Consider the following 23,958-nt stretch of genomic DNA (forward strand, 5'->3'; position numbering starts at 1 on the left):
TGCGCCATCTTTTAACTGGCGCGTAACAAAAACAATGAAAGTCCTGACCGTCGATTACCGCTCGCCCGACGCGGCGCAGCGCTTCACCGAATCCCTGCGGACCACCGGCTTCGGGGTGCTGACCAATCACCCCATCCCGAAAGAGCTGGTGCAGTCCATCTATGACAACTGGTATCGCTTCTTCATGAGCGAGCAGAAGCAGGATTTCCTGTTCAATCGCGAGACCCAGGACGGTTACTTCCCGCCGTCGGTGTCCGAAGTGGCCAAGGGCCACAGCCAGAAGGACATCAAGGAGTACTTCCACATCTACCCCTGGGGCCAGATGCCGGCCGAGCTGAAAGAGCAGGCGATGGAGTACTACCGCCTCGCCAACGACCTGGCGGCCGAGCTGCTGGGCTGGGTCGAGCAGTACACCCCGAGCGACATCGCCGCCCACTACAGCTGCCCGCTCTCCTCCATGATTGAAGAGAGCCAGAAAACCCTGCTGCGGGTGCTGCACTACCCGCCGTTCGACGGCACCGAGGAGCCGGGCGCCATCCGCGCCGCCGCCCACGAAGACATCAACCTGCTGACCATACTGCCCGCCGCCAACGAACCTGGCCTGCAGGTGAAGGGTTCCGATGGCGAGTGGATGGACGTGCCCTGCGACTTTGGCACCCTCATCATCAACATCGGCGACATGCTGCAGGAGGCCTCCCGCGGCTACTACCCCTCCACCACCCACCGCGTCATCAACCCGACCGGCGGCAGCGCCGCCAAGTCACGCATCTCCCTGCCGCTGTTCCTCCACCCGCGGCCGGACGTGGTGCTCTCCGAGCGTCATACCGCCCACAGCTACCTGATGGAACGGCTGCGGGAGCTGGGGGTGATCTAGTCCCCAAAGCTGTCCCACCACCCTGTAAAACCGGAGCAAAATTGCTCCGGTTTTTATTTGTTGGCAGGATTGTGCATTAAATAGAATTTAATTAGGTAATTATGCCAATAATGCGCGCTTTATCCAGATAGGCGGCGTTGTGATTGCGCAGCCCTCCCCGTACTCTGAGCGTCATTTTGGGCCCCTTGTGGCGGGCCCCACGGTTGGAGTTCTTATGAAGCAGTCCCAATGGTCATCCCGGCTCGGTTATATCCTGGCCGCCGCCGGTTCCGCAGTCGGTCTCGGCGCTATCTGGAAGTTCCCCTATGTGACGGCCGCCAACGGCGGCGGCGCCTTCCTGCTGGTGTTTCTGCTGTTCAGCTTCACCCTGGGGGGGGCGGTGCTGATGGGGGAGACGCTGCTCGGCAGCCTGAGCCGGCGCGGGGTGGTGGGAGCCTTCGGTGAGCTGATGGGCAAGCGCTGGCGCTGGGTCGGCGCCATGGGGCTGCTCAGCAGCCTGCTCATCTACAGCTTCTACAGCGTGGTGGGCGGCTGGACCCTGGGCTACACCGGCATGGCGCTGGCGGGCAGCCTGCAGCACGGTGATGGCGCGGCCCTGACCGCCCGCTTCAACGACTATGTGGGGGATCCGCTCTGGCCGGTGCTTACCCACCTGCTGTTTGCCGGGCTCACCTGGTGGTTCGTGCAGGGGGGCGTGCAGAAGGGGGTGGAGCGCACCCTGCGCTGGATGATGCCGGCCCTGTTCATCATGATCCTGATGCTGGTGGCCTTTGGCCTCACCCTGCCCAATGCCATGGCCGGGGTACGCCACTTCCTGATGCCGGACTTCAGCAAGCTCGGCATGTCCGGCGTGCTCGATGCCATGGGGCTGGCGTTCTTCTCCCTCTCCATTGGTCTGGGCATTCACACCACCTATGGCGCCTACCTGCCCTCCAGCGAGGGGGTCGGCCGCTCCAGCCTCTGGGTGGTATTGCTGGCAAGCCTCATCGCCGTGCTGGCGGGCTTGATGATCTTCCCTGTGCTGGCGGCCACCGGCATCGATCCCGCCTCCGGCCCGGGTCTCACCTTCATGACCATGCCGGCGGTGTTCCAGCAGTTGCCGTTTGGCCAGGGGCTGGCGGTGGTGTTCTTCGTCCTGCTGGTGGTGGCGGCACTCTCGTCGGCCATCTCGCTGCTGGAGCACCTGCAGTGCTTCGTCAGCGAGAGTCTGGGCTGGTCACGACGGGCCGCCTGCAGCCTGATCACTGTGCTGGTGATGGCCAACGGCATTCCGGTCAGCCTGTCGTTCGGCCCCTGGGCGGACGTGACCCTGTTTGGCAAGAACATCTTCGAGCTGCTCGACTTCGTCACCTCCAACCTGATGATGCCGATGTTCGGGCTGGCGCTCACCCTGCTGCTGGGCTGGCGGCTCGGTCGCCAGGCGCTGCCCGCCGGCCTGGCCCTGCATTGGCACACCCTGCTGATGGGCTGCTGGCGCTGGCTGGCACCGCTGCTCATCGGCGGCATCCTGGTACGCGGGCTGGTATAACCGGTTCAGGGATGAAGGGGGGCCGGCGTTGCCTGCGGGTGGCGGGCCCGCACCTTGTCGACGGCGGCCTGCCAGCGGGCGATCACGGCGTCATCCTCGCTCTTCGAGAAGACGATGTAGAGCCAGTTCTCCTGCAGCAGCAACCCGGAGTTCACCACGCTGCGGGGGGAGAACTTCATCTTGGCCAGGATGGCCGGCATGATCTGATCCCCCATGGGGAAGGCGTCTATCTTGCCGAGCACCAGGAGCTCGATGGCATCCTCGATGGTCTGGCAGCGCACCAGGTTGGTGTAACCCTCCCGGGTGAGCAGCTCGTCATCGGCGTTGCCGAGCAGCACGCCGACCCGCGGCAGCTTGCGCAGCTGGGCCAGGTCGGTCAGCGGCTTGCTGCCTCTGGTCTGGTAGATCACCACCCGGTTCGGGAACAGCGGCCCCACCCACTTGAACTGGGACTCCCGATGGGGCGTGCGCAGGATGACGAACAGGGCGAAACCGGGTTCGACCCGGGTCAGGGCGAGCGCCCGCTTGAGGGGGTAGATCTTGATGGGGTAGTGAACCCCCATCTCCTGCTGGACTTCCTGCACCAGCTGCACCGCCAGCCCGCCGAGCTTGCCGTTACTGGTGTGGGTAAAGGGGGGCAGCTCGTGGCTGATGAGGGTCAGCGGGGGCTGCGGCGTGGCCAGCGCCAGGGCGGGCAGCAGTAGCCAGGGCAGCAGCCAGTTCATCCAGTATCCGGTCAGGTGCGTCACGTCGGTGCATCCATGTTGCGCAAGGGGGTCGCCACGGGCGGTCGCTGACCGGCCTGCCGAGGCTAACTCTATTATTGCTCAAGGGATTGGGCTGCCTGATGATCTTTGCCGGCCGCGGCAGAGAATCCCTTTTTGAAGGGGGGGATGAAAAAAAGTTGATCGCGTTGTGTCAATTTTTCTTTCCATGGTTTAGGCTGTGATCCCGTTTGGCATTCAGGCCCGCTTATTCATGTCACCCCGTTGCGCACTGTTCGGTCGATTTTTTGGCTCGCAAGAGAGGTGACCTTGCACGCACAGCTTGTCTGAATGTTCATTGCAAAGGTCGCCACCAGGCGGCCTTTTTTGTTGCCCGCACCGTGCGGTTATCCATGGAGTATCGATGTGATGTTGTCTTGCCCGGAGGTTGTATGAGCCAGGTTCAGTGGTCTTCCCGTCTCGGTCATGTGCTGGCAGCCGCCGGTTCGGCGATCGGTCTTGGCGCCATCTGGAAGTTTCCCTATGTGACCGCCACCAACGGCGGCGGCGCCTTCCTGCTGGTGTTTCTGCTGTTCAGCTTCACCCTGGGGGTAGCGGTGCAGGTGGGGGAGACCCTGCTCGGCAGCCACAGCCAGCGCGGGGTACTCGGTGCCTTCCGCAAGCTGGTGGGGCCGAACTGGCGCTGGATGGGTTACATGGGGATCCTGTGCGGCTTCTTCATCTACAGCTTCTATAGCGTGGTGGGGGGCTGGACCGTGGGATACGCGGCTCTGGCCATCGGTGGCGAGCTCAACCTGAGTGAGGCGAGCGCCCTCACCGCCCTCTTCACCGGTTACGTGAGCGATCCTCTCTGGCCGGCCATCACTCACCTCATCTTTGCCGGGCTCACCTGGTGGTTCGTGCAGGGGGGCCTGCAGAAGGGGGTGGAGCGGGCGCTGCGCTGGATGATGCCGGCCCTGTTCGTGATGATGCTGCTGCTGGTGGTGACCGGCCTCTCCATGCCGGGAGCCATGACCGGGGTACGCCAGTTCCTGCTGCCCGACTTCAGCCAGCTCACCGGCCAGGGAGTGCTGGACGCGCTGGGGCTCGCCTTCTTCTCCCTCTCCATTGGCCTGGGGGTACACACCACCTATGGCGCCTACCTGCCCAGCAGTGACGGCGTGCTGCGCTCCGGCGTCTGGGTGGTGACGCTGGCAAGCCTCATCTCGGTGCTGGCGGGGCTGATGATCTTCCCGGTGCTCGCCTCCACCGGCATCGATCCGACCGCCGGGCCAGGGCTCACCTTCATGACCATGCCGGCGGTGTTCAACCACCTGCCGTTCGGCCAGGGGCTGGCAGTGGTCTTCTTCCTGCTGCTCTTGGTGGCGGCGCTCTCCTCCTCCATCTCCATGCTGGAGCACCTGGTGCGCTTCACCACCGAGGAGTGGGGCTGGTCGCGCCGTGGCGCCTGCCGGGTGCTGACCCTGCTGATCATGGCCTGTGGCATTCCGGTGAGCCTGTCGTTCGGCCCCTGGGCCGAGTACACCCTGTTCGGCAAGACCATCTTCGATCTGCTGGACTACCTCACCTCCAACCTGATGATGCCGCTGTTCGGCCTGGTGCTGACCCTGCTGCTGGGCTGGCGACTGGGGGATCGCATGGTGCCGGCGGATCTCTCGCCAGTGTTGCGGTTCTGCCTGCTCTGGTGCTGGCGGCTGGTGGCCCCGCTGCTGATCGGCGGGATCCTGGTGCGGGGCTTGCTGTAAGAGCGGCCCGGCGCTGGCCGGGCCTGAGGGCCTAGTTGGGGGGCGTGGTAGGCAGGCGGGTATTGAGGTGTGAGCGGATCTGCAGCAGCGTCTTCTGGTACTCCTTGGCATGATGCTCCATGAAGGAGGCGCTGTGGTTGAGACGCCGCTCCAGCCGGTCTACCAGCAGCGCCACCCTGGGAGCTGCCATGCCGGCCGGCCAGCACAGTTGCAGCAGCTCCAGCAACTGCCAGGCATCGCCAGGCAGGGCCGGGAACTCCTCCTGCAGCGTCAGCGCATACTGCACGGCCAGCTGGTGCTGGCCTGCCGCGCTGGCCCGCTGCCGCTCCTGGCGCAGATAGGTCAGCCGCAGCTCGCGCCGCTCCAGTTGTTTCGTCAAGTCGATGACGACCTGCTTGAACAACTGTTGCAGCAGCGGGGCCGGGGCGACCCTGGCCTGATACTGGCCTAGCTGGGTCAGGTAGCGTTTGGCGTGGTGGGGCAGTCCGCAGAACTGGCTGACGGCGAAGCCGAGCAGCTGGTTGAGGTGGTTGTCCCGCGCGCTCTCCGGCGGGTGCTTGGCCAGCAGCAGCAGGGCCTCGTCGAAGCGGTAGTCCAGGCTCAGCATCAGCGCCTTGAGCAGGGCGTCCTCATGAGCCCGCAGGGTGACGGCCTGGTTGAGGTAGCGATACTCCTGCTGCAGTGAGCTGATCCTGGCGGCGCTCGGGTAGTGCCAGAGCACCGCCAGGCTGGCATTGAGGATGAAGTTCTCGATAGATACCCGCAGCTTGTGATCGGCAAAGAAGCGCAGGCTGAGGGCGTTGGCCTGCTCCAGCGCCTTGCCCTCATCCTTGATCAGCAGTGCCAGCAGGATGGCCGCCTGGCGCCACTCTGGTTGCCAGGCGTTTTTTTGCAGCAGATGGCCGAGCACGTCCCAGGCCGCCTCCCACTGCCCCTCGTGCAGCAGACAGGCCAGCGCCAGCTCCAGCTGCAGGGCCGGCGGCAGCCGCTCCCGGTTGCGGGCCAGATCCTTGCGCGCGCTCTCCAGCCTGCCGAGTCCCAGCAGGGCGTAGATCAATCCCTTGCGCGGCCACCAGGAATCATATTCCGTGGTACAGACTGCGTAGTGCTGGGCAGCGTGGAAGTGATCCTGCCATTGCAGCAGCATGTAGCCCTTGCTCCGGTCCAGCTGTTGTCCCAGCTCCCGATACTTCTGCTGCTCATAGAGCAGGTCCTCGCACAGGGCACAGCTCAGTTGCCACTCCCTGAGCCGCATCGGGGCCGGCAGGGCCCGGGTCAGCCCGGTCAGCTGTACCAGCTCGTGCAGGCGGGTGGTCAGTTGCTCCTGGGTAAAGGGGATGGTCAGCTGCAGGGAAAAGTAGAGATCCGAGGGGGGATAGTGGAGTGGCTCCGGGTCTGCATTGAGCAACAACAGCACGCAGCCCGGCTCCAGTAGCCCCAGATAGTGAGCCTCCTGCAGCATGCGCACTCCCTCCAGGTCCTGGTGATGGCTCTGGTGGCAGATGATGGCGTCGAACGACTGCTGGCGCAGCAGGGTTGGCAGGGTTGCCAGTTCCTTGCAGTGGGTCAGCTGGGTTGATGCTATGCCCTGCTGGCTCAGCCCCTGGGAGAGCGCCGTGCTGAGCATGGTGTCGTCTTCGATCAGGAGGATCTGCATCCTTGGCACTCCTTGGCCGGTTCAGGATCGGAACAAGTATGGCATGTGATGGAGTCAAAAAGAGCTATTACTCTGTTACAGAGGTGCCGTGCCGGTCAACCCCTCGTCCGAGCTCACCTGCGGTGGGGGGAGGGCGCCGGATTGACAAGAAACACCACCACGCCGCCATAGGCGGGGGAGCTGGTCAGACGGCGCTCCCACTCTTTATCCCACTCACCTCCCTGCACCAGCCCCACCTTGAAGGGGAGGGTCAGTCGCGTCAGCGCCTGCAGGTAGCGCGCGTAGCCGGGCTCGGTGCGACGGCCACGGTAGGTCTGCACCACCAGCTCGTCGATCGTGCCGGCGAGGGCGTTGAGGGTCGTCACATCGCCGGTGAGGGTCCAGTCCAGCAGGCCGGTGATGCTGATGGCGCAGTCGGCGGGCAGCTGGCTGCGCAGTTTGCGCAGGAAGTCGCCATAGTCCGCCAGTCGGTGGGTGCGGGCATCGAAGTCTATCTGGATGCCGCGTACCTCATTGCCCTTGCGCTGCCAGGTTGCCAGCTGGTTGGTCAGGCTCTTGAGCAGGGCCTCATCCCAGTCGAGCCGCTCCACCCGATAGGCGAGCCAAAGCTCCTTTACCGGCAGCTTGCTCGGCGCTATGCCCTGCCCCTGAAAACGCACGGGCTGGCGCGCATCGAGCGGGCCTATCTCCCCCTGATGCAGATAGAGCCGCTCGGCCTGCTGCAGCACCGGCTGGGGCCTGACCCCGGCCCACAGCCAGAACTGGCGGTAGTGGCTCGCCTCGACGGCGGTGCTGGCCTCGGCGCTCAGCAGCGCCAGCATCACCAGTAATATTTGAGCTGTTTGGCCCACTGGCTCGTTCCGTACTGGCGTTTGAGGGCGTTGAACCAGCCCTTGCGCTGGCTGAGGGGAATTTCCTGGCTGCCGCAGCTGTTGTTGCCGCTAGGGGCGTAACAGTTGATGGCGCGATAGAGGGCGTAGGCCTTCTCCTCCTTGGCGGCCTTGGGGTTGGCGATCACCTGTTGATACCAGTCGAGCCGGCTGCGCTGCTGACCGGCAAACAGATCCCGGCTGCCCGCCAGGGTATCGGCGCCCGGCCGCTGCAGGAGCGGATCCCAGTCCAGCCCCTGGCTCAGGAAAAACTCGCCGAGGCAGTTGAGCTCCTTGGGGGATTTGGGGTTGTCCGCCAGGGTGGTGACCACCGCGGTGAGCGCCGGGCATTGATACTCCTGGCTCCCTTGCCAGTCGAACGGGGCGGCCAGCGGAGCCAGCGCCAGATCCTGCAGGAAGCCCCGGTAGTCGCCGTGGGTCAGCTGCTTGTAGCGCAGGGTGTGGCCGGCGCGCTGGCGCAGGGTATCGGAGGCCTGCTCATCCTGCACCATGCGGCGCAGCAGCGGAGCCGGCGCCACGTACTCCAGCAGCGGAATGCGGTAGTGATCGCTCTGGATGGGGCTCTCCTTGGCAAACACCTGCTCCAGCCGGCCGGCCCGCTCCAGGGTCATGGCCAGCGCCAACTGCAGCAGCTGATCCTGCAAGGGGGTGGGCTGGCTGGCGAGCAGGGCGCGCCACTGCTGCTCCGCCTCGGGCAGCGCCTGACTGGCCGCCAGCGCCATGCCCTTGAGCACCTGCTGGCTGAACGCCAGGTTGTCGAGTGGCCCCTTGCCGAGGGCGGGAGCGGCGGCGATGACGGCGGCATAATTCTTGGCCAGATAGTAGCGCTCGGCCTGTTGCAGGTAGGCGAGCCAGGCCGGGTTGCCGGCAAACTGGGCGCTCTGCTGGGCCAGCTCGCCGCTTTGCAGCGGCTGCCACTCGTCCCAGCTCTCGTGCAGCCGCAGCCGGCGCAGATCCTGCACCAGGGTCAGCTGCGGCATGGCGGCTGAGCCGGTGAAGCCGGGCTGCATCAACAGCTTGAGGTCTATTTCGTTGAGCAGCTCCGGGTTGCCCGGCTGGCGGCTCGCCTGCCGGAACAGGCCGGCCAGCGTCGCTTCGTCCCCCTTGAACCAGGCGAGCCGGCGCAGCAGCCCGTTGGCGGAGCCGAGATAGCGCCCCTCTGGGTAACTGCTGCGATAGTCGGCAATGAACTGCTCGGCGCGCTGCACGGCAGCCTGGTCAATCAGGTTGCGATCCAGGGTGCCCCAGTCATCGAAGGCGCTGTGCTGGGACTGGTTGAGGGCGACCCGGATCCGCATGTAATCCGCCGTCTCTTTCAGCCAGGGCTGATCCTGTCTGGCGAGGGCGGCAAATTGCGCATCGGCCTGGGCGAACTCCCCCTGATAGAAGAGCCGGCTGGCGGCCAAGTAGTCGGCAAAGCCCTGGCCGGTGGCCGACAGCGGTGCGGCCTTGGCTTCTGGCGCCGTTTCGGCCTGCTGGGCGCACTGGCCCAGCATGGCCAGCCGCTGGCGGGCCAGCTGGCTGCGCTCGTGGGCGCCAAGGGCCGGGGTGTCGACCAGCGCCTGCAGGAAGGCTTCGGCAGAAACGGGGTTGTTGCTGATGCAGCGCCCCTCGCTCCAGCCGGCGGCCCGCTCCAGGGCGGCCTGGGTGATGCTCTGCTCGATGCCAAGACCGGCGGCCAGCGCCAGCAGGGGATCCGGCCCGGCGGGGGCCGGCTCGGCCTGGGTCGGGTTGAGCCGGGCCGGGTTGAGCAGATCCTCGATGGCGAAGGGCAGCGGCAGCGGCGCCTTGGGCAGCGAGAAGGCCTGCTCATCGGCCAGCAGCAACGCCAGGTTGGTGCGGGTGTCGTTGTCGGGGGAGAGGAACGGCAGCCCGTTCAGGTGGCACTGGGCGGCGGTCAGTTGCAGGGTGAGCGGCGTCTCGCAGCCATCCGGGCCGCAGGCCAGGACGGGCAGACTGCAGAGGGCCAGCCACAGGGGAGTCAATTTCATGGGCGCTTCCAGCAGGAGTCGGGATGCTGGCACGCTACAAGATGCCTTCACCCCTTTCAACTGACCATAGGGGCAGGTCGGCCGGCGGCGGGCCTACTGCAGGCCGGGCCCTTTGGCCGAAAAGGGGCAGTCGCGCTGCTGGATCAGTTGTTCCCCAGAGCCCGCCGCCCCCTGCCAGTGCAGGGCGAGCTGGCCGAGGCGGCCCAGGTGGCGCAGCTCGAATTCGTAGCGCAGACAGGGCTCGGCGAGGGGCAGGCTGGCCATGCCAGCCGGTAGCCGGTAGTCGTAGCGCAGCAGGGGGCCGTCTGTCAGCGTGCTGCGGCTGGGCAGCAGCCCTTGTGCCGTAGGGACGGGGGCGGCTAGCCTGCGGCGCAGGCTGAGGGGAGCGTCGATCGCCTTCTGGTAATGGAGGCCGTTCATGGCAGCCAGCTCCTCTTCCAGCCGCTGCAACTCCCCCTCCAGCCCGCTCAGCGCCGCCCCCAGCTGTTGATGAGCGGGGGAGGCGCAGCCCCCCAGCAGCAGGGTGAGGAGCAAAAGCGGGGCGCGGGTCGGGTGCATGGGCTCTCCTTTGAGCCCACGGATGGGCTGGGCTGGGGCTGACTATAGCAGGGTATTGGTGGGCGGCGCGGCGCGCAGCAGGCCGGCGAGCCGCTCCAGCGCCTCGGCGACGCGGGCGTCGGTGGCCGGCTGGCTCAGGCTCAGCCGCACTCCCTGCGGCGCGGCGAACTGGCCGGCGGCGAAGTGTTCCCCGCTGGCCACCCCGACGTCAAGGGCGTTGGCGGCCTCGGCAAACTCCTGGCTGCGCCAGGGCTCCGGCAGCGGCAGCCAGGCGTGCATGGAGCCCGCCTGCCAGCAGGCCTCCGGCAACAGGTGGCGCAGCAGCTCGCCGCGACGTGCCAGGATCTGCCGTTGCTGCTCTACAAGAGGCATGATCTGGCGCTGGCTCACCAGCTTGCAGGCCAGCTCGATGAGCAGCGGGCTCACCATCCAGCTCGACAGTCGCATCGCCTGGGCGAAGGCGCCGCGCAAGTGGGGCGGGGTCAGCACGAAGCCGACCCGCAGGCCGCCGCAGGCGATCTTGGCCAGACTGCCCAGATAGATGACCCGCTCCGGCGCCAGGTTGACCAGCGGCGTCACCGGCTGCTGGGGCAGCAGGCCGTTGACGTCGTCCTCGATGATCAGCAGATCGTGACGGCGGGCGATGGCGATGATGGCCTCGCGCCGCGCCAGGCTCATGGTGGCTGTGGTGGGATTCTGCAGGGTGGGGGTGAGGTAGAGCAGCTTGGCGCGGCGGGTGCGGCAGGCCGCCTCCAGCGCGTCGGGCAGCAGCCCCTCCTCGTCCATCGCCAGCCCCACCACCTGATTCTTCAGCTGGCGGGCGTTGCCCAGCATGCCGGGGTAGCTGAGCCCTTCGCACAGCAGGGTCTCCCCCACGCAGCCGGTGGCCAGCAGGGAGAGCATGATGCCGTGCTGGGCGCCGTGGCTGAACAGCAGATGCTCCTCGCTGCCCGCCACCCCCTGCTCTGTCAGCCAGTCGATAAAGAGCTGGCGCTGGCCGGGCTGGCCCGCCTCCTTGTCATAACCGAGCAGGGCGTTGAGATCCCCGTCTGCCACTTCCGCCAGCATGGGGCGGATGATGGCGGCCCGATCCAGCTGCACCGGCAGGTTCTGCCACAACTCGATGCGGTGTCCCTCCTCCTTGCGGATCACCCAGGCGTTGGCCGGATCCTCGCTCTCCCCCTTGACCCAGGTCCCGTGGCCCACCCGGGCGGCCAGCAGCCCGCGCCGCTCCGCCTCGCCATAGGCGCGGGTGACGGTGCCGACGGTGACCCCCAGCCTGTCCGCCAGTGCCCTGTGGGTGGGCAGCCGGGTCTGGGGCGGCAGGGAGCCGTCCTGAATGGCCTGCTCGATGGCCTTCACCAGCTTGAGGTAGAGGGGGCCGGCGAAGGGGGTGAGGTCCGGGGTCCAGATTGTCATGGTGACAATAAATCCGTTGATCGAAATGTATCGGCAATATAGCGTGATTTTGAACCCGATAACAATCAAAAATAGCACATTGTATCGATACAATGTGCGCAGTTCAGGAGTACAAAAATGACGATCGAATGGTATGCCACCCTGTTTGGCTTTGCGGTGCTCACCTGCGGCACGCCGGGCCCCAACAACCTCATGCTGACCGCCTCCGGCGCCAACTTCGGGGTGCGCCGCACCCTGCCCCATCTGATCGGGGTGGCGGTGGGTCAGCCGGTGCTGCAGATGGTGCTGGCGCTGGGGCTCTACCCCCTGTTCGAGCGCTGGCCGCTGCTGCGTCTCGGCTTGCAGATCTTCGGCAGCCTTTATCTGCTGTGGCTGGCATGGCGCATCGCGGTGGCCGGCGCTCCCGGTGATCCGGCCCGGCGCGCCCGTCCGCTGACCCTGCTGGAGGGGCTGGGCTTTCAGTTTCTCAATCCCAAGGCCTGGATGATGGGGATCTCCGCCATCAGTCTGTTCAGCCTGCCCGGTGCCAGCTACTGGCCGAGCCAGTTCGCGGTGATGGCCATGTTCGTGCTGGTGGCGCTGCCGGTCTGCTTCGTCTGGGTGCTGTTTGGCCATCAGCTCAGCAACTGGATCAGCACGGATCGGGGCTGGCGCCGCCTCAACGGCAGCCTGGGGGCGCTGACTGCGCTCTGCGTGGTGATGCTCTGGTACTGAGCCTTGCCAGAGGCCGCATAAAGATGCGAAGAAAGTGCATTTGCGGCCTTGTCTGACGGGCACCGGCTCTGCATATTAGAAGGCTTGTCGCCGAGTCGGTGCCCTGCATCATCAAGAGGTTGAGATGGATCTGAACTGGTTGCTTCCCCTAGCGGGCTTTGCCCTCATCACTTGTGGCACGCCGGGCCCCAACAACATGCTGCTCACCAGCGCCGGTGCGGCCCAGGGCTTTCGCCGCAGCGTGCCCCTGCTGGTGGGGGTGGTGGGGGGGATCAACCTGATGATCCTGGCCACGGCGCTGGGGCTGGGGGTGATGTTCGAACAGGTGCCGCTGCTGCACGACGGGCTCAAGCTCATCGGCTCGGCCTACCTGCTCTGGTTGGCCTGGAAGGTGGCGACCGCCAGCGGCCCGGCCGAGGGCAATCGGCCGCTGATCCCGGCCCATCAGGGGGCCATGCTGCAGCTGCTCAACCCCAAGGCGTGGATGATGGCGCTCTCCGCCATCAGCGGTTTCACCCTGGCGGGGGAGGCCTACTGGCCCTCCGCCATCTGGGTGCTCGCCATCTTCTTTATTACCGGCCTCTATACCGGGGCCTTCTGGGTGCTGTTCGGTGCCCAGGTGCGCCGCCTCATTCGCACCGCCAGAGGCTGGCGTCGTTTCAATCTCGGCATGGGGGTCGCCACGGCGGCCTGCGTGCTGATGATCTGGATTTAGTCCGGGCCTGCGCCCGGGCCTTTACCGGCTGTCTTGTTGGCCCTGCGGGGCCTTTTTTATTCACGGGGCGGTGCCATGACGCGCGCCGCCCCCTGTCTGGTTTGCACGAGCGGTAAATGTATCGGTCTGCTGGGGGGCATGAGCTGGGAGTCCACCGTCAGCTACTATCAGGCGCTCAACCGGGGCGTGCGAGCACGGCTCGGCGGCCTGCACTCGGCGCGGGTGCTGCTGAGCAGCGTCGACTTTGCCGAGATAGAGCGGCTGCAGCATATCGGCGACTGGCCCGCCACCGCCCGCCTGCTGGCGGCCGAGGCGCGGGCCATCCAGGCCGGTGGCGCCGATTTTCTGCTGATCGGCACCAACACCATGCACAAGGTAGCGCCCGAGATTGAGGCCGCCATCGACATCCCGCTGCTCCATATCGCCGATGCCACCGCACGTCAGCTGCAAGCGGACGGGATCCAGAGGGTCGGTCTACTCGGTACCCGCTTCACCATGGAGCAGGAGTTCTACAAGGGGCGCTTGCAGGACAAATTCGGACTGGAGGTGCTGGTGCCGGGCGAAGTGCAGCGGGAGCGGGTGCACCGCATCATCTATGACGAGCTGTGCCTCGGTGACATTCGCGACGCCTCGCGGGCCGAGTACCTAGCCATTATCGAGGGGCTGGCGGCCGCTGGCGCCCAGGCGGTGATCCTCGGCTGCACCGAGATAGCCCTGCTGGTGGGGGAGGCCGACGCCGCGGTGCCGCTCTACGACACCACCGCGATCCACGCCGAGGCGGCGGTGAGCCTGGCGCTGGCTTGACGATCATGGCTCTGCTGGCAAGCAGATGAGGCAGATAGTGGGTTGGAAAATGCCGGCGCCGCGGTGCCGCTCTGCGACGCAACCACCACGATTTCGATTCACGCCGAGGCGGCGGTGAGTCTGGCGCTGGCTTGACGACAGGGGTCTGCTGGCAAGCGGATAAGCCAGAAACTGTCCGGCCGCCGGCTCGGCAGGGCTTGACCTTGCCGCAGGGTTGCTGCATAGGCTGAAGGTCCGCTTTGACCAACGAGGAACGACTCATGCAGCGTCGCGATTTTCTCAAACTCTCCACCGCCGTCGGTGTCGCCGGTGCCCTGCCCTGGTGGGGTCGGGCGGTTGCCGCCGAGCGGCCCGCTCTGCCGATTCCTGCGCTGCTGGAGGCGGACGCCAGCGGTATGTTCCAGCTCAGGGCCCAGCCGGGCCAGATGCAGTGGCGACGCCAGCCGACCCGCAGCTGGGGCTACAACGGCAACCTGCTTGGCCCCACATTGCGTGCCCGCCAGGGGCAGGCGGTGCGAGTCCGGGTCGCCAACCAGCTGGCGGAGACCACCACGATCCACTGGCACGGGCTGGAGGTGCCGGGCACCGCCGATGGCGGCCCGCAGGCCAGCATCCCCTCCGGCAAAGAGTGGCAGGCGGCGTTTCGCATCGAGCAGCCGGCGGCCACCTGCTGGTATCACCCCCACACCCACGGACAGACCGGCCATCAGGTGGCCATGGGGCTGGCCGGACTCTTCATCCTCGACGACGAGGAGAGCCTGCGGTTGCCGCTGCCCCAGCGCTGGGGGGTGGACGACATCCCGCTGGTGCTGCAGGACAAGCGGCTCGATGGGCGGGATCAGGTGGACTACCAGCTGGACGTGATGAGCGCGGCGGTCGGCTGGTTCGGCGATCTGATGCTGACCAACGGCGCCGTCTATCCGACCTACGACGCCCCCCGCGGCTGGCTGCGGTTGCGGCTGCTCAACGGCTGCAATGCCCGCTCCCTCAGGCTGGCGACCAGCGACGGTCGCCCCTTGTATGTGATCGGCAGCGATGGCGGCCTGCTGGCGGAGCCGGTGGCGTTGAGCGAGCTGGCGCTGCTGCCGGGGGAGCGCTTCGAGGTGATGGTGGACGCCCGCAACGGCCAGGCGTTCGATCTGCTCACTCTGCCGGTACGCCAGATGGGGATGACCCTGGCGCCGTTCGATGCGGCCCTGCCGCTGCTGCGGATCCGGCCCTCCCTGATCGAGGGCAAGGGGCGCCTGCCGGACAGTCTGGCCCGGCTGCCTGCGCTGCCCGCCACTCAAGAGTTGCCGAGCCGCACCCTGACCCTGTCGATGGATCCCGAGCTGGACCGGCAGGGGATGCAGGCGCTGATGAGCCGCTACGGCCACGGCGCCATGGCGGGCATGAGCATGGAGCACGGCGATACGGGCACCATGGCCGGCATGAAGATGGACGGGCAAGGCGACGGGATGGCAGGAATGGATCACGGCGACATGGCCGATATGAAGCAAGCGGGCGGCGCGCTGGATTTGCACGGCGGCAACCGCATCAACGGTCAGGCCTTCGCCATGAACGACCCGCAGTTTGCGGTCAAGCGCGGCCGCACCGAGCGCTGGATCATCTCGGGGGAGGGGGACATGATGCTGCACCCCTTCCACATTCACGGCACCCGTTTCCGGATCCTGAGCGAGAACGGTCAGCCGGTGGCCCCTCATCGCGCCGGCTGGAAGGATATCGTCAAGGTGGAGGGCGGGCGCAGCGAGGTGCTGGTGCGCTTCGATCACACGGCGCCGAAGGAGCGGGCCTACATGGCTCACTGCCATCTGCTGGAGCATGAAGACACCGGCATGATGCTCTCGTTCACGGTGGAAGAGTGAAATGATGGCCCGTTCGGGGCCATTGTTTTTTACTGGTCAGATCTCACTATCTGGCTGCGCCGCATACCCCTCGGCATAAAAGCGTGTAAAATTGCGCCCTGAATTTTCCGGCCGGCGCACGCCGGCCGCGACTCCTTACACGCAAGGCTGACATTGTGACAGAAGTAGATAGATTCGCGGACATTCGCCCCTACCGCGATGAGGAAGTACCGGCAGCCATCGAGCGGCTGATCCGGGATGATGAATTCATCGGCGCCATCGCCAAGTATCGCTTCGGCTCCCTGATGAGCTGGCTGGGCTGGGCCATTCGCCCGCTGATCCGCCAGTTCCTGCGCTACAAGTGGTCCAAGGTGACCACCATCCATCAGGTGCAGATGGGGGTGACCCGCTACATGAGCCGGATGATCGCCACCTCCACCCAGGGGGTGACCTTCTCCGGGCTCGAGCATCTTAAAAAAGAGCAGGGCTACCTGTTCGTCTCCAACCACAGGGACATCGCCATGGATCCGGCGTTCGTCAACTGGGGTCTGCACACCCACGGTTTCGATACCGTGCGCATCGCCATCGGCGACAACCTGCTGCGCAAGCCTTGCGCCACCGAGCTGATGAAGCTCAACAAGAGCTTCATCGTCAAGCGCTCCGCCAAGGGGCCGCGGGAGATGATGAAGGCGCTCGGCGAGCTGTCTGCCTACATCGGCCAGTCGGTGCACGAAGGCCACTCCATCTGGATCGCCCAGAAGGAAGGGCGCGCCAAGAACGGCGATGACAAGACCGACCCGGCCATCCTCAAGATGTTCTACGTGGACGGCAAGAAGCAGAAGATCGAGTTCGTCGACTACATGCGCAGCCTCAATATCGTGCCGGTCAGCATCAGCTACGAGCTGGATCCCACCGACAAGGCCAAGGCGCGCGAGCTGTACGAGAAGTCCATCAACGGCAGCTACGAGAAGGGCGAGTTCGAGGACATCGAGAGCATAGTTGCCGGCATCGTCGGCCAGAAGGGGCGAGTACACGTCTCCTTCGGCGCCCCCATCACTGAAGGCTTTAGCGATCCGGACGAGCTGGCTGCGCTGATCGACAAGGCGATCTGGGGCAACTACCGCCTCTTCCCGGGCAACTACCTGGCTGCGGATGTGGCAGGCCACGCCAATACCATCGAGCAGGCCGCCTTCCTGAGCCGTCAGTCGGAGGTGCCGGAAGAGCACAAGGCCATCTGGCGTGCCATGTACGCCAAACCGGTGGAGAACGCCGCCAAGGCTTGAATGACACCGGTTTTGACCTGGTGATGCGAAAAAAACGGGAGCTGATGCTCCCGTTTTTGCGTCTGGTCAAAGTCGTCGGCAATGGAGTAGTGAATAATATTGTTTCAGCTGGTACGATCACCCGGCGAACGCGCTTGCCCCGCTTGGCAAGCCGAGGATGAGTGTGTAACAGTGCACTCACCACGCCGGACAGAGCCATGGCTCCATCCCGGTCTGCACGGATAGCAGACGGTGTGACACAAGGACCTTCAACGGGTCCTTTTTCATTTTGCGGCTAAGATGTCGCCTGAATACACCTAAGGAAGCGCCATGATCACCGGCAGTCTGAATACCTTGCAGCGTACGCCGCTGCCCGCCCCGCTCGACCGCATCCTGGTCGAGGTGGTGCAAAGCGTCGACCGGTGGCAGCAGGCGCCGCTCGGCAAGCAGGAGGTCGACGGCCTCAAGCTGTTCTGCCTGGTGAGCGAAGAGCTGACCGAGCCGGCGGCGGATCGCCGTGGCGAGTTCCATCAGCAGTACCTGGACATCCAGCTGCTGCTCGCCGGCGAGGAGTGGATCGGGGTCGGCCCGCACACCTACGCGAGCGAAGGGGCGGATCACCCCCATCCCGATCTCTGGTTCGTCGACGACGAACAGACCAGTTATCTGGCGTTGCAGCCTGGCGACTTCGCCATCTTCTGGCCGGGAGAACTGCATCGCCCCCTCTGCACCCCCAACCCGCCGGCCAAGGTGAAGAAGCTGGTGGTCAAGGTGCATCGGGATCTGCTGGCCGGCCTGTGACCGTTGGCGCAGCCTGGCTGAGACGAGTGGCCGGAATCATCCGGATTTGCACTTAACATATTGAAAAATTGGGCGCACTTTCCTGCGACCATAAGCCCCCGGCAGGGGAATCCCATCCATGTTGGATGACACGACACTGTCGGCATAAAGCCGAAGCACAGGAAGATGTAGAACATGAGCAAGTTGGTATTGATCCTTAACTGCGGTAGCTCTTCCCTGAAATTTGCCGTAATGGACGCCGAAACAGGTGAGGACATGCTGTCCGGCCTGGCCGAATGCTTCAATCTGGATGATGCACGTATCAAATGGAAACTCCACGGCGTCAAGGGCGAGGCCATGCTGGGCGCGGGTGCCGCGCACCAGGAAGCCCTCGACCACATCGTGGGTCACATCCTGCCGCAGGATCCGACCCTGGCCGAGCAGCTGGTGGCCATCGGCCATCGCATCGTGCACGGCGGCGAGCAGTTCTCCCGTTCCGTTCGCATCGATGACAGCGTGATTGCCGGCATCGAAGCCGCCATTCCGTTCGCTCCCCTGCACAACCCGGCGCACCTCATCGGCATCCGTGCCGCCCTCAAGGTCTTCCCGGCGCTGGCAGAGAAGAACGTGGCCGTGTTCGACACCGCCTTCCACCAAACCCTGCCAGAGGAAGCCTACCTCTACGCGCTGCCCTACAAGCTCTACAAAGAGAACGGCATCCGTCGTTACGGCGCCCACGGCACCTCTCACCGCTTCATTGCAGAAGAGACCGCCAAGGCGCTGGGCAAGCCGCTCGAAGAGCTCAACATCATCAACTGCCACCTGGGTAACGGTGCCTCCGTCTGCGCCATCCGTGGCGGCGAATCCGTCGACACCTCCATGGGGCTGACCCCGCTGGAAGGGCTGGCGATGGGTACCCGCTCCGGCGACATCGACCCCGCCGTGGTCTTCTTCATGCACGACCAGCTCGGTTACAGCGTGGAGCAGATCAACCACACCCTGACCCGTGAGTCCGGCCTGCTGGGCATGACAGAGGCGAGCAGCGACTGCCGCTACGTCACCTCCAACTACGCCACCGACGCCGGTGCCAAGCGTGCGCTGGATGTGTTCACCTACCGGGTGGCCAAGTATGTCGGCGCCTACGCTGCCGCCATGGACGGTCGTCTGGATGCCCTGGTGTTCACCGGCGGCATCGGTGAAAACGCCGCCATGGTGCGCGAGATGGTGCTGGATCGTCTGGCCCTGTTCGGCTTCAAGGTCGACAAGGAAGCCAACAACGCCGCCGTGCTGGGCGGCGAGGGCCCCATCACCGCCGAAGGCAGCCGCCTGGCGCTGGTGATGCCCACCAACGAAGAGCTGGTCATCGCCCGCGATGCCCTGAGCCTGGTCGGCTAACGCCCCTCGCTCCCAGACAACGCCCGGCCCCTGCCGGGCGTTGTCGTTTGTGGGCCGGTGCCCATTTGACATGGGGTGGCAGATACGTACCCTGACCGCAGTTTCACGCACAGGAGGATGGGATGAAGGAGACGATTTTTCGCTGGCTGGCCGGGCTAGGACTGGAGGTGACCGGCATGACGGGGCTGGTGATCGCCCTCGGCTTTATCGTGCTCACCTCGCTGGTGCTGCACATGCTACTGCACCGGGTGTTGCTGGTGCGGCTGGTGGGCGTGCTCGGCAAGACCATGCAGGTGTGGCTGCCGCCCCAACTGCAGCAGCGGCTGTTCTACCGGCTCGCCTTCGTGCTGCAGGGGGCCGTGCTGCTGGGGCAGGCCGAGATCTGGCTGCCGCGCGACTCCGAAAGCCTGCAGCTCATCGAGACGGTGGCCCAGCTCTGGATCCTGCTGTTCCTGCTGCTGGCGCTGTTCGCCCTGCTCGACTGCCTGCTGTCGGTGAGCCGCTATACCCGGCTCGGGCGGGATCTGCCCCTGCGCGGTATCTTCCAGGGGGTGAAGCTGGTGGGCAGCATCCTGGTGGGCATCCTGATGATCGCCCTGCTGCTAGGCAAGTCGCCGCTGTTCCTGTTCAGCGGCCTGGGGGCCATGACCGCGGTGTTGATGCTGGTGTTCAAGGACCCCATCCTTGGCCTGGTAGCCGGCATCCAGCTCTCCGCCAACCGCATGCTGAGCGTCGGTGACTGGCTGCAGATGGACAAGTACGGCGCGGATGGCGAGGTGACCGACATCGGCCTCACCACGGTCAAGGTGTCGAACTGGGACAAGACCATCACCACCATCCCCACCTATGCCCTCATCTCCGACTCCTTCAAGAACTGGCAGGGGATGACGGAGTCGGGCGGGCGGCGCATCAAGCGCAGTGTCAACATCGACATGACCAGCGTGCGCTTCCTGACGGCGGACGAACAGTTGCAGCTCAAGCAGGCCCAGCTGCTGGCGCCCTATCTGAGCCGCAAGGAGCAGGAGCTGAGCGCCTACAACCAGCAGCTGAGCGACGCAATCAGCTGCCCCATCAACGGCCGCCACCTCACCAACCTCGGCACTCTGCGCGCCTATCTGGACGCCTACCTGCGCGCCCACCCCGGCATTCGCAAGGACATGACCCTGATGGTGCGCCAGCTGGCGCCGACCACGGACGGCTTGCCGCTGGAGATCTACTGCTTCACGGCGACCACCGCCTGGGCCGATTACGAAGGGATCCAGGCCGACATTTTCGACCACATTTTTGCCATCATCGAGCAATTTCATCTGCGGTTGCACCAATCTCCCACAGGTTACGATATGCGCGCCTGGCAAAAGGGGTGAACGGCCATCAGACCAGGGCTGGCGGCGGATAAAAAAAGCGATATTAATCGCTGACCCGCCGCCACTTGTCAGTTGAAATTTGCCCGGCAGAGGAGAAAAATGGCGGCCTTCTCTTCGCCCCCGGATCGCCTGCCGCTCCCGGGTCAGCCCAGAGTCTTGAACCACGTCATCCATTACAGGAAAGTTATGAAGCTCCTCCACACTACTGCGGCCGCGCTGTGCTGCAGCCTCCTCTTGGGCGCCGCGCCTGCGCTCGCTGTTGAATACGCCCTGCCTGCGGCCAACAGCCGCCTGGTGGGTGAAAATCTGGAATACGTGGTGCCGGCCGAAGAAAACGGCCAGCCGCTGGAGGCCGCCGCCGCCAAATTCCAGCTGGGGCTGACCAACATGCTGGAGGCCAACCCCAAGGCGGATCCTCTGCTGCTGCAGACCGGCGAGAAGCTGATCGTGCCGCACCAGCTGATCCTGCCGGATGCACCCCGTGAAGGGATCGTGCTGAACGTGGCCGAGATGCGCCTCTACTACTACCCGAAAGGCAAGAAGGTGGTGGAAGTGCTGCCCATCGGCATCGGCCAGCTTGGCACCGACACCCCGGAAAACTGGGTCACCAGCGTGCAGCGCAAGAAGGCGGGCCCGACCTGGACCCCGACCGCCAAGATGCATGCCGAATATGCCGCCCGTGGCGAGACCCTGCCGGCCGTGTGGCCGGCCGGCCCGGACAACCCCATGGGGCTGTTCGCGCTCTACATCGGCAAGATGTACGCCATCCACGGCACCAACGCCCAGTTCGGCATCGGCCTGCGGGTGAGCCACGGCTGCGTGCGCCTGCGCAACGACGACATCGAGTACCTGTTCAAGAAGGTGCCGGTCGGTACCCGCGTCCAGTTCGTCAACCAGCCGATCAAGGCCAGCGTCGAGCCGGATGGCCGCCGCTATCTGGAAGTGCATCAGCCGCTCTCCCGCAATCAGGAGGAGTTCAACTCCAGCCTGCCTGCGCCGCTGCCGATGACCCCGGCGGTGACCCGCTTCATCGCCCACGCCGACAGCGACTCCCAGCTGGTCAAGCAGGCGCTGGAGCAGCGCAGCGGCATGCCGATCGCGATCAACCGCTGATTGGCACCTGCCGACATGGCCCCGACTTCTGGTCGGGGCTTTTTTTTGCGGCCGTGGCGGGGTCGGGCCACTGAACATGCCCAGTGGATAAGCAGTTGCTGCGTCAGGATAAAATCTGGCGGAACGGGGCAAAGCTGGTCTGTTGGTTAAAGATGAAACGTTTATATTGTGTTTTCTGTTTGTTAAAAAAGGTTGAGGTCATGGGATCTGCTGATTAAGCTAGGGCGGTTTTTTTAAGGAAGAGTCCGTCGTCAGAACGGGCACACACGTCACATAACGGAGTTTTGAATGACAGCCAGCACACCCATGCTCATCACCTTTCTGGTGTACATCCTCGGGATGGTCCTGATCGGCTTTATCGCCTATCGCGCCACCCGCAACTTTGACGACTACATCCTCGGCGGCCGCCGGATGGGGAGCTGGGTGACCGCCCTCTCCGCCGGTGCCTCCGACATGAGCGGCTGGCTCCTGATGGGCCTGCCGGGCGCCGTCTTCATCGGCGGCATCTCCGAGAGCTGGATCGCCATCGGCCTCACCCTGGGTGCCTATCTCAACTGGCGCTGGGTCGCCGGCCGGCTGCGGGTACATACCGAGAAGAACCGCAACGCCCTGACCCTGCCGGACTACTTCACCTACCGCTTCGAGGACAAGAGCCGGGTGCTGCGCATCCTCTCCGCCCTGGTGATCCTGCTGTTCTTCACCATCTACTGCGCCTCCGGCGTGGTGGCCGGAGCCCGCCTGTTCGAGAGCACCTTCGGCATGAGCTATGACACCGCCCTCTGGGTCGGTGCCGCGGCCACCATCACCTACACCTTCTTCGGCGGCTTCCTCGCGGTGAGCTGGACCGATACCGTGCAGGCCACCCTGATGATCTTCGCCCTGATCCTCACCCCGGTGTTCGTCATCATCGCCGTGGGCGGCATCGACACCGCCATGGTGCAGGTGGCGGCGCAGAACGCCGGCAACCTCGACATGTTCAAGAACCTGGACTTCATCGCCATCATCTCGCTGATGGCCTGGGGCCTGGGTTACTTCGGCCAGCCCCACATCCTGGCGCGCTTCATGGCGGCGGACTCCCACCACTCCATGACCAATGCCCGTCGCATCAGCATGACCTGGATGGTGCTTTGCCTGGGCGGCGCCGTGGCCATCGGCTTCTTCGGTCTCTCTTACTTCTCCACCTTCACCGAGCAGGCTGGCGGTGTGACTGCTAACCCGGAGCGGGTCTTTATCGAGCTCTCCAAGATCCTGTTCAACCCCTGGATCGCCGGCGTGCTGCTCTCCGCCATCCTGGCGGCGGTGATGAGTACCCTCAGTTGCCAGCTGCTGGTGTGCTCCAGCGCCATCACCGAGGATCTCTACAAGCCGTTCCTGCGCAAGAACGCCTCCCAGCAAGAGTTGGTGTGGGTCGGCCGCGCCATGGTGCTGGTGATCGCGCTCATCGCCATCGCCGTTGCCATGAACCCGGAAAACCGGGTGCTGGGGCTGGTGAGCTACGCCTGGGCCGGCTTTGGCGCCGCCTTCGGCCCCGTGGTGTTGCTCTCCGTGCTCTGGTCACGGATGACCCGCAACGGCGCCCTGGCGGGCATGTTGGTGGGCGCTCTGACCGTCATCGTCTGGAAGCAGTTCGGCTGGCTGGGACTCTATGAAATCATCCCCGGCTTCCTCTTCTCCGGACTCGCCATCCTGGTGTTCAGCCTGCTGGACAAGGCCCCCTCCAAGGCCATGCTGGAGCGCTTCGACGACGCCGAGCGCGAGTTCCAGACCCCGCCGGATGCGCTGGGTCAACCGGCAACCGTCAACTGAGTTGGCTACTGCGATAATAAAAAGCCCCGCGATGCGGGGCTTTTTTATGGCGCTTAGTTGGGCATAGTCTGCGGCTGCAAAGCTGCTCGAGGGACCACTTTAGTTCTCTATTAACGTTGACTACTTTCTTGAGCCGTGTATTGGAGTTTGGTTTTCACCAACTAAACCCTTCCATTAACGCTATGAAGTCACTGCCACTATTAGTAATTTCGTACTCGAGTTTGTCATTGTGGCTCAGTGATTCTGGAGTAAAACAGTAAAAGCCGACAAACTGTAATCTTTGAGATAAAGATGCTTCCGTAGAAGATGACAGATCACCACCCTCGACACAATGTTTCTTTAAATCACTAACGGAACACATTGAAATGACATAAAGGTAAGCCTCGAAGTCATTCAAAGTTATTTTCTCTTCCACTAAACTCCTGAATATGTGACCAATAATCTTACATTTAATAAGCTCATGCTGAGAGTCAATGTGTAGGATAAGAGTGCTTGCAATTTTTTCAGCGGATTCAGTATTTTCTAAAGCCCAACTATTCCACCTGACGAAATGCGCTCTATTTACGTTGTAAAAGGTCTCGTAAAAGCTGACTACCTTTCTATAAAAAATTTTATCGCTAATAGTTGTCTTGATATTGTAAAGGCTAACTAAGTTGTTAATTATTGGTATGTCTTTTAAAAGACCATCTTTTAATATGTAGTCGAGAACGACCTCTGAGTTATTAACGATAATATCTTTAAAATCGCTGTTTTTCATATACTATCATATCCGCA

20 protein-coding genes are annotated in these 23,958 nt (G+C 64.2%); 13 read left to right on the plus strand and 7 right to left on the minus strand.

The window, feature by feature from the left end; translation table 11 throughout:
* Positions 1 to 34 precede the first annotated feature (34 nt).
* Positions 35 to 874, plus strand: a complete 840-nt coding sequence (locus I6L38_RS00520; RefSeq protein WP_010636209.1) for an isopenicillin N synthase family oxygenase — start codon at positions 35 to 37, stop codon at positions 872 to 874.
* A gap of 214 nt (positions 875 to 1,088) precedes the next feature.
* Positions 1,089 to 2,402, plus strand: a complete 1,314-nt coding sequence (locus I6L38_RS00525; protein WP_201885253.1) for a sodium-dependent transporter — start codon at positions 1,089 to 1,091, stop codon at positions 2,400 to 2,402.
* 5 nt (positions 2,403 to 2,407) lie between these two features.
* Here I6L38_RS00525 and I6L38_RS00530 read toward each other — a convergent pair whose 3' ends face one another.
* Positions 2,408 to 3,127, minus strand: a complete 720-nt coding sequence (locus I6L38_RS00530; RefSeq protein ID WP_005304833.1) for an ABC transporter substrate-binding protein — start codon at positions 3,125 to 3,127, stop codon at positions 2,408 to 2,410.
* Between the two features lie 431 nt (positions 3,128 to 3,558).
* Between I6L38_RS00530 and I6L38_RS00535 the strand changes: the two genes are divergently transcribed.
* Complete coding sequence (locus I6L38_RS00535; RefSeq protein WP_043171902.1) at positions 3,559 to 4,872, plus strand: sodium-dependent transporter; 1,314 nt, start codon at positions 3,559 to 3,561, stop codon at positions 4,870 to 4,872.
* A gap of 31 nt (positions 4,873 to 4,903) precedes the next feature.
* Here the strand turns inward: I6L38_RS00535 and I6L38_RS00540 are convergent, their stop codons facing one another.
* The 5 genes from I6L38_RS00540 to I6L38_RS00560 form a co-directional block, all read right to left on the minus strand.
* Positions 4,904 to 6,529: a hypothetical protein gene (locus I6L38_RS00540; protein WP_216988989.1), complete on the minus strand. Its 1,626-nt coding sequence runs from the start codon at positions 6,527 to 6,529 to the stop codon at positions 4,904 to 4,906.
* Between the two features lie 113 nt (positions 6,530 to 6,642).
* Positions 6,643 to 7,380 carry a DUF3142 domain-containing protein gene (locus tag I6L38_RS00545; RefSeq protein ID WP_201880157.1) on the minus strand — a complete coding sequence of 246 codons (738 nt, stop codon included), beginning with the start codon at positions 7,378 to 7,380 and terminating at the stop codon, positions 6,643 to 6,645.
* Positions 7,350 to 9,410 (minus strand): hypothetical protein, encoded by a 2,061-nt coding sequence (locus I6L38_RS00550; RefSeq protein WP_216988990.1) that lies wholly within the window; start codon positions 9,408 to 9,410, stop codon positions 7,350 to 7,352. Before I6L38_RS00550 ends, I6L38_RS00545 begins: the two co-directional genes overlap by 31 nt.
* A gap of 93 nt (positions 9,411 to 9,503) precedes the next feature.
* Positions 9,504 to 9,968, minus strand: coding sequence for a hypothetical protein (locus tag I6L38_RS00555; RefSeq protein ID WP_043171896.1), 465 nt, complete (start codon positions 9,966 to 9,968; stop codon positions 9,504 to 9,506).
* A gap of 42 nt (positions 9,969 to 10,010) precedes the next feature.
* Positions 10,011 to 11,387 carry a PLP-dependent aminotransferase family protein gene (locus tag I6L38_RS00560; protein WP_216988991.1) on the minus strand — a complete coding sequence of 459 codons (1,377 nt, stop codon included), beginning with the start codon at positions 11,385 to 11,387 and terminating at the stop codon, positions 10,011 to 10,013.
* Between the two features lie 117 nt (positions 11,388 to 11,504).
* On the opposite strand from I6L38_RS00560, the gene I6L38_RS00565 reads away from it, so the two are divergent.
* From I6L38_RS00565 to putP, 10 genes are all read left to right on the plus strand, one after another.
* Positions 11,505 to 12,101 (plus strand): LysE family translocator, encoded by a 597-nt coding sequence (locus tag I6L38_RS00565; protein ID WP_005304811.1) that lies wholly within the window; start codon positions 11,505 to 11,507, stop codon positions 12,099 to 12,101.
* A 124-nt stretch (positions 12,102 to 12,225) separates the two neighbouring features.
* Positions 12,226 to 12,816, plus strand: coding sequence for a LysE family translocator (locus I6L38_RS00570; RefSeq protein WP_010636219.1), 591 nt, complete (start codon positions 12,226 to 12,228; stop codon positions 12,814 to 12,816).
* Between the two features lie 75 nt (positions 12,817 to 12,891).
* A complete protein-coding gene (locus I6L38_RS00575) occupies positions 12,892 to 13,620 on the plus strand; it encodes an aspartate/glutamate racemase family protein (protein WP_216988992.1) in 729 nt (242 codons plus the stop codon).
* Between the two features lie 260 nt (positions 13,621 to 13,880).
* Positions 13,881 to 15,485: a multicopper oxidase CueO gene (gene cueO / locus I6L38_RS00580; RefSeq protein ID WP_216988993.1), complete on the plus strand. Its 1,605-nt coding sequence runs from the start codon at positions 13,881 to 13,883 to the stop codon at positions 15,483 to 15,485.
* 155 nt (positions 15,486 to 15,640) lie between these two features.
* The gene (locus tag I6L38_RS00585; RefSeq protein ID WP_010636222.1) at positions 15,641 to 16,747 is read left to right on the plus strand and encodes a 1-acyl-sn-glycerol-3-phosphate acyltransferase; all 1,107 of its coding nucleotides are present in this window, start codon (positions 15,641 to 15,643) and stop codon (positions 16,745 to 16,747) included.
* Positions 16,748 to 17,056: 309 nt separating this feature from the next.
* Positions 17,057 to 17,527 carry a YhcH/YjgK/YiaL family protein gene (locus tag I6L38_RS00590; RefSeq protein WP_216988994.1) on the plus strand — a complete coding sequence of 157 codons (471 nt, stop codon included), beginning with the start codon at positions 17,057 to 17,059 and terminating at the stop codon, positions 17,525 to 17,527.
* A 174-nt stretch (positions 17,528 to 17,701) separates the two neighbouring features.
* Positions 17,702 to 18,901 (plus strand): acetate kinase, encoded by a 1,200-nt coding sequence (locus I6L38_RS00595; protein ID WP_005304795.1) that lies wholly within the window; start codon positions 17,702 to 17,704, stop codon positions 18,899 to 18,901.
* 122 nt (positions 18,902 to 19,023) lie between these two features.
* Complete coding sequence (locus tag I6L38_RS00600) at positions 19,024 to 20,265, plus strand: mechanosensitive ion channel family protein (protein WP_005304793.1); 1,242 nt, start codon at positions 19,024 to 19,026, stop codon at positions 20,263 to 20,265.
* Between the two features lie 186 nt (positions 20,266 to 20,451).
* The gene (locus tag I6L38_RS00605) at positions 20,452 to 21,378 is read left to right on the plus strand and encodes a L,D-transpeptidase family protein (RefSeq protein WP_005304791.1); all 927 of its coding nucleotides are present in this window, start codon (positions 20,452 to 20,454) and stop codon (positions 21,376 to 21,378) included.
* A gap of 288 nt (positions 21,379 to 21,666) precedes the next feature.
* Positions 21,667 to 23,184 (plus strand): sodium/proline symporter PutP, encoded by a 1,518-nt coding sequence (gene putP / locus I6L38_RS00610; RefSeq protein WP_017766278.1) that lies wholly within the window; start codon positions 21,667 to 21,669, stop codon positions 23,182 to 23,184.
* Positions 23,185 to 23,338: 154 nt separating this feature from the next.
* Here the strand turns inward: putP and I6L38_RS00615 are convergent, their stop codons facing one another.
* Entirely contained in the window at positions 23,339 to 23,941 is a 603-nt protein-coding gene (locus tag I6L38_RS00615) for a hypothetical protein (protein WP_017780495.1), read from the minus strand.
* Positions 23,942 to 23,958: the final 17 nt, after the last annotated feature.

Origin of the sequence: Aeromonas sp. FDAARGOS 1408 (genome assembly GCF_019048665.1) — a bacterium.
GTDB classification, from domain to species: Bacteria; Pseudomonadota; Gammaproteobacteria; order Enterobacterales; family Aeromonadaceae; genus Aeromonas; species Aeromonas dhakensis.

Excerpts from the sequence above, each read along its gene's own strand:
- I6L38_RS00540 (WP_216988989.1), bottom strand. The coding sequence starts at position 6,529 with ATGCAGATCCTCCTGATCGAAGACGACACCATGCTCAGCACGGCGCTC.
- I6L38_RS00550 (WP_216988990.1), bottom strand. The coding sequence starts at position 9,410 with ATGAAATTGACTCCCCTGTGGCTGGCCCTCTGCAGTCTGCCCGTCCTG.
- I6L38_RS00530 (WP_005304833.1), bottom strand. The coding sequence starts at position 3,127 with ATGAACTGGCTGCTGCCCTGGCTACTGCTGCCCGCCCTGGCGCTGGCC.
- I6L38_RS00555 (WP_043171896.1), bottom strand. The coding sequence starts at position 9,968 with ATGCACCCGACCCGCGCCCCGCTTTTGCTCCTCACCCTGCTGCTGGGG.
- I6L38_RS00600 (WP_005304793.1), top strand. The coding sequence starts at position 19,024 with ATGAAGGAGACGATTTTTCGCTGGCTGGCCGGGCTAGGACTGGAGGTG.
- I6L38_RS00615 (WP_017780495.1), bottom strand. The coding sequence starts at position 23,941 with ATGAAAAACAGCGATTTTAAAGATATTATCGTTAATAACTCAGAGGTC.
- I6L38_RS00525 (WP_201885253.1), top strand. The coding sequence starts at position 1,089 with ATGAAGCAGTCCCAATGGTCATCCCGGCTCGGTTATATCCTGGCCGCC.
- I6L38_RS00590 (WP_216988994.1), top strand. The coding sequence starts at position 17,057 with ATGATCACCGGCAGTCTGAATACCTTGCAGCGTACGCCGCTGCCCGCC.
- I6L38_RS00565 (WP_005304811.1), top strand. The coding sequence starts at position 11,505 with ATGACGATCGAATGGTATGCCACCCTGTTTGGCTTTGCGGTGCTCACC.
- I6L38_RS00520 (WP_010636209.1), top strand. The coding sequence starts at position 35 with ATGAAAGTCCTGACCGTCGATTACCGCTCGCCCGACGCGGCGCAGCGC.
- I6L38_RS00605 (WP_005304791.1), top strand. The coding sequence starts at position 20,452 with ATGAAGCTCCTCCACACTACTGCGGCCGCGCTGTGCTGCAGCCTCCTC.
- cueO (WP_216988993.1), top strand. The coding sequence starts at position 13,881 with ATGCAGCGTCGCGATTTTCTCAAACTCTCCACCGCCGTCGGTGTCGCC.
- I6L38_RS00570 (WP_010636219.1), top strand. The coding sequence starts at position 12,226 with ATGGATCTGAACTGGTTGCTTCCCCTAGCGGGCTTTGCCCTCATCACT.
- I6L38_RS00560 (WP_216988991.1), bottom strand. The coding sequence starts at position 11,387 with ATGACAATCTGGACCCCGGACCTCACCCCCTTCGCCGGCCCCCTCTAC.
- I6L38_RS00575 (WP_216988992.1), top strand. The coding sequence starts at position 12,892 with ATGACGCGCGCCGCCCCCTGTCTGGTTTGCACGAGCGGTAAATGTATC.
- I6L38_RS00535 (WP_043171902.1), top strand. The coding sequence starts at position 3,559 with ATGAGCCAGGTTCAGTGGTCTTCCCGTCTCGGTCATGTGCTGGCAGCC.
- I6L38_RS00595 (WP_005304795.1), top strand. The coding sequence starts at position 17,702 with ATGAGCAAGTTGGTATTGATCCTTAACTGCGGTAGCTCTTCCCTGAAA.
- putP (WP_017766278.1), top strand. The coding sequence starts at position 21,667 with ATGACAGCCAGCACACCCATGCTCATCACCTTTCTGGTGTACATCCTC.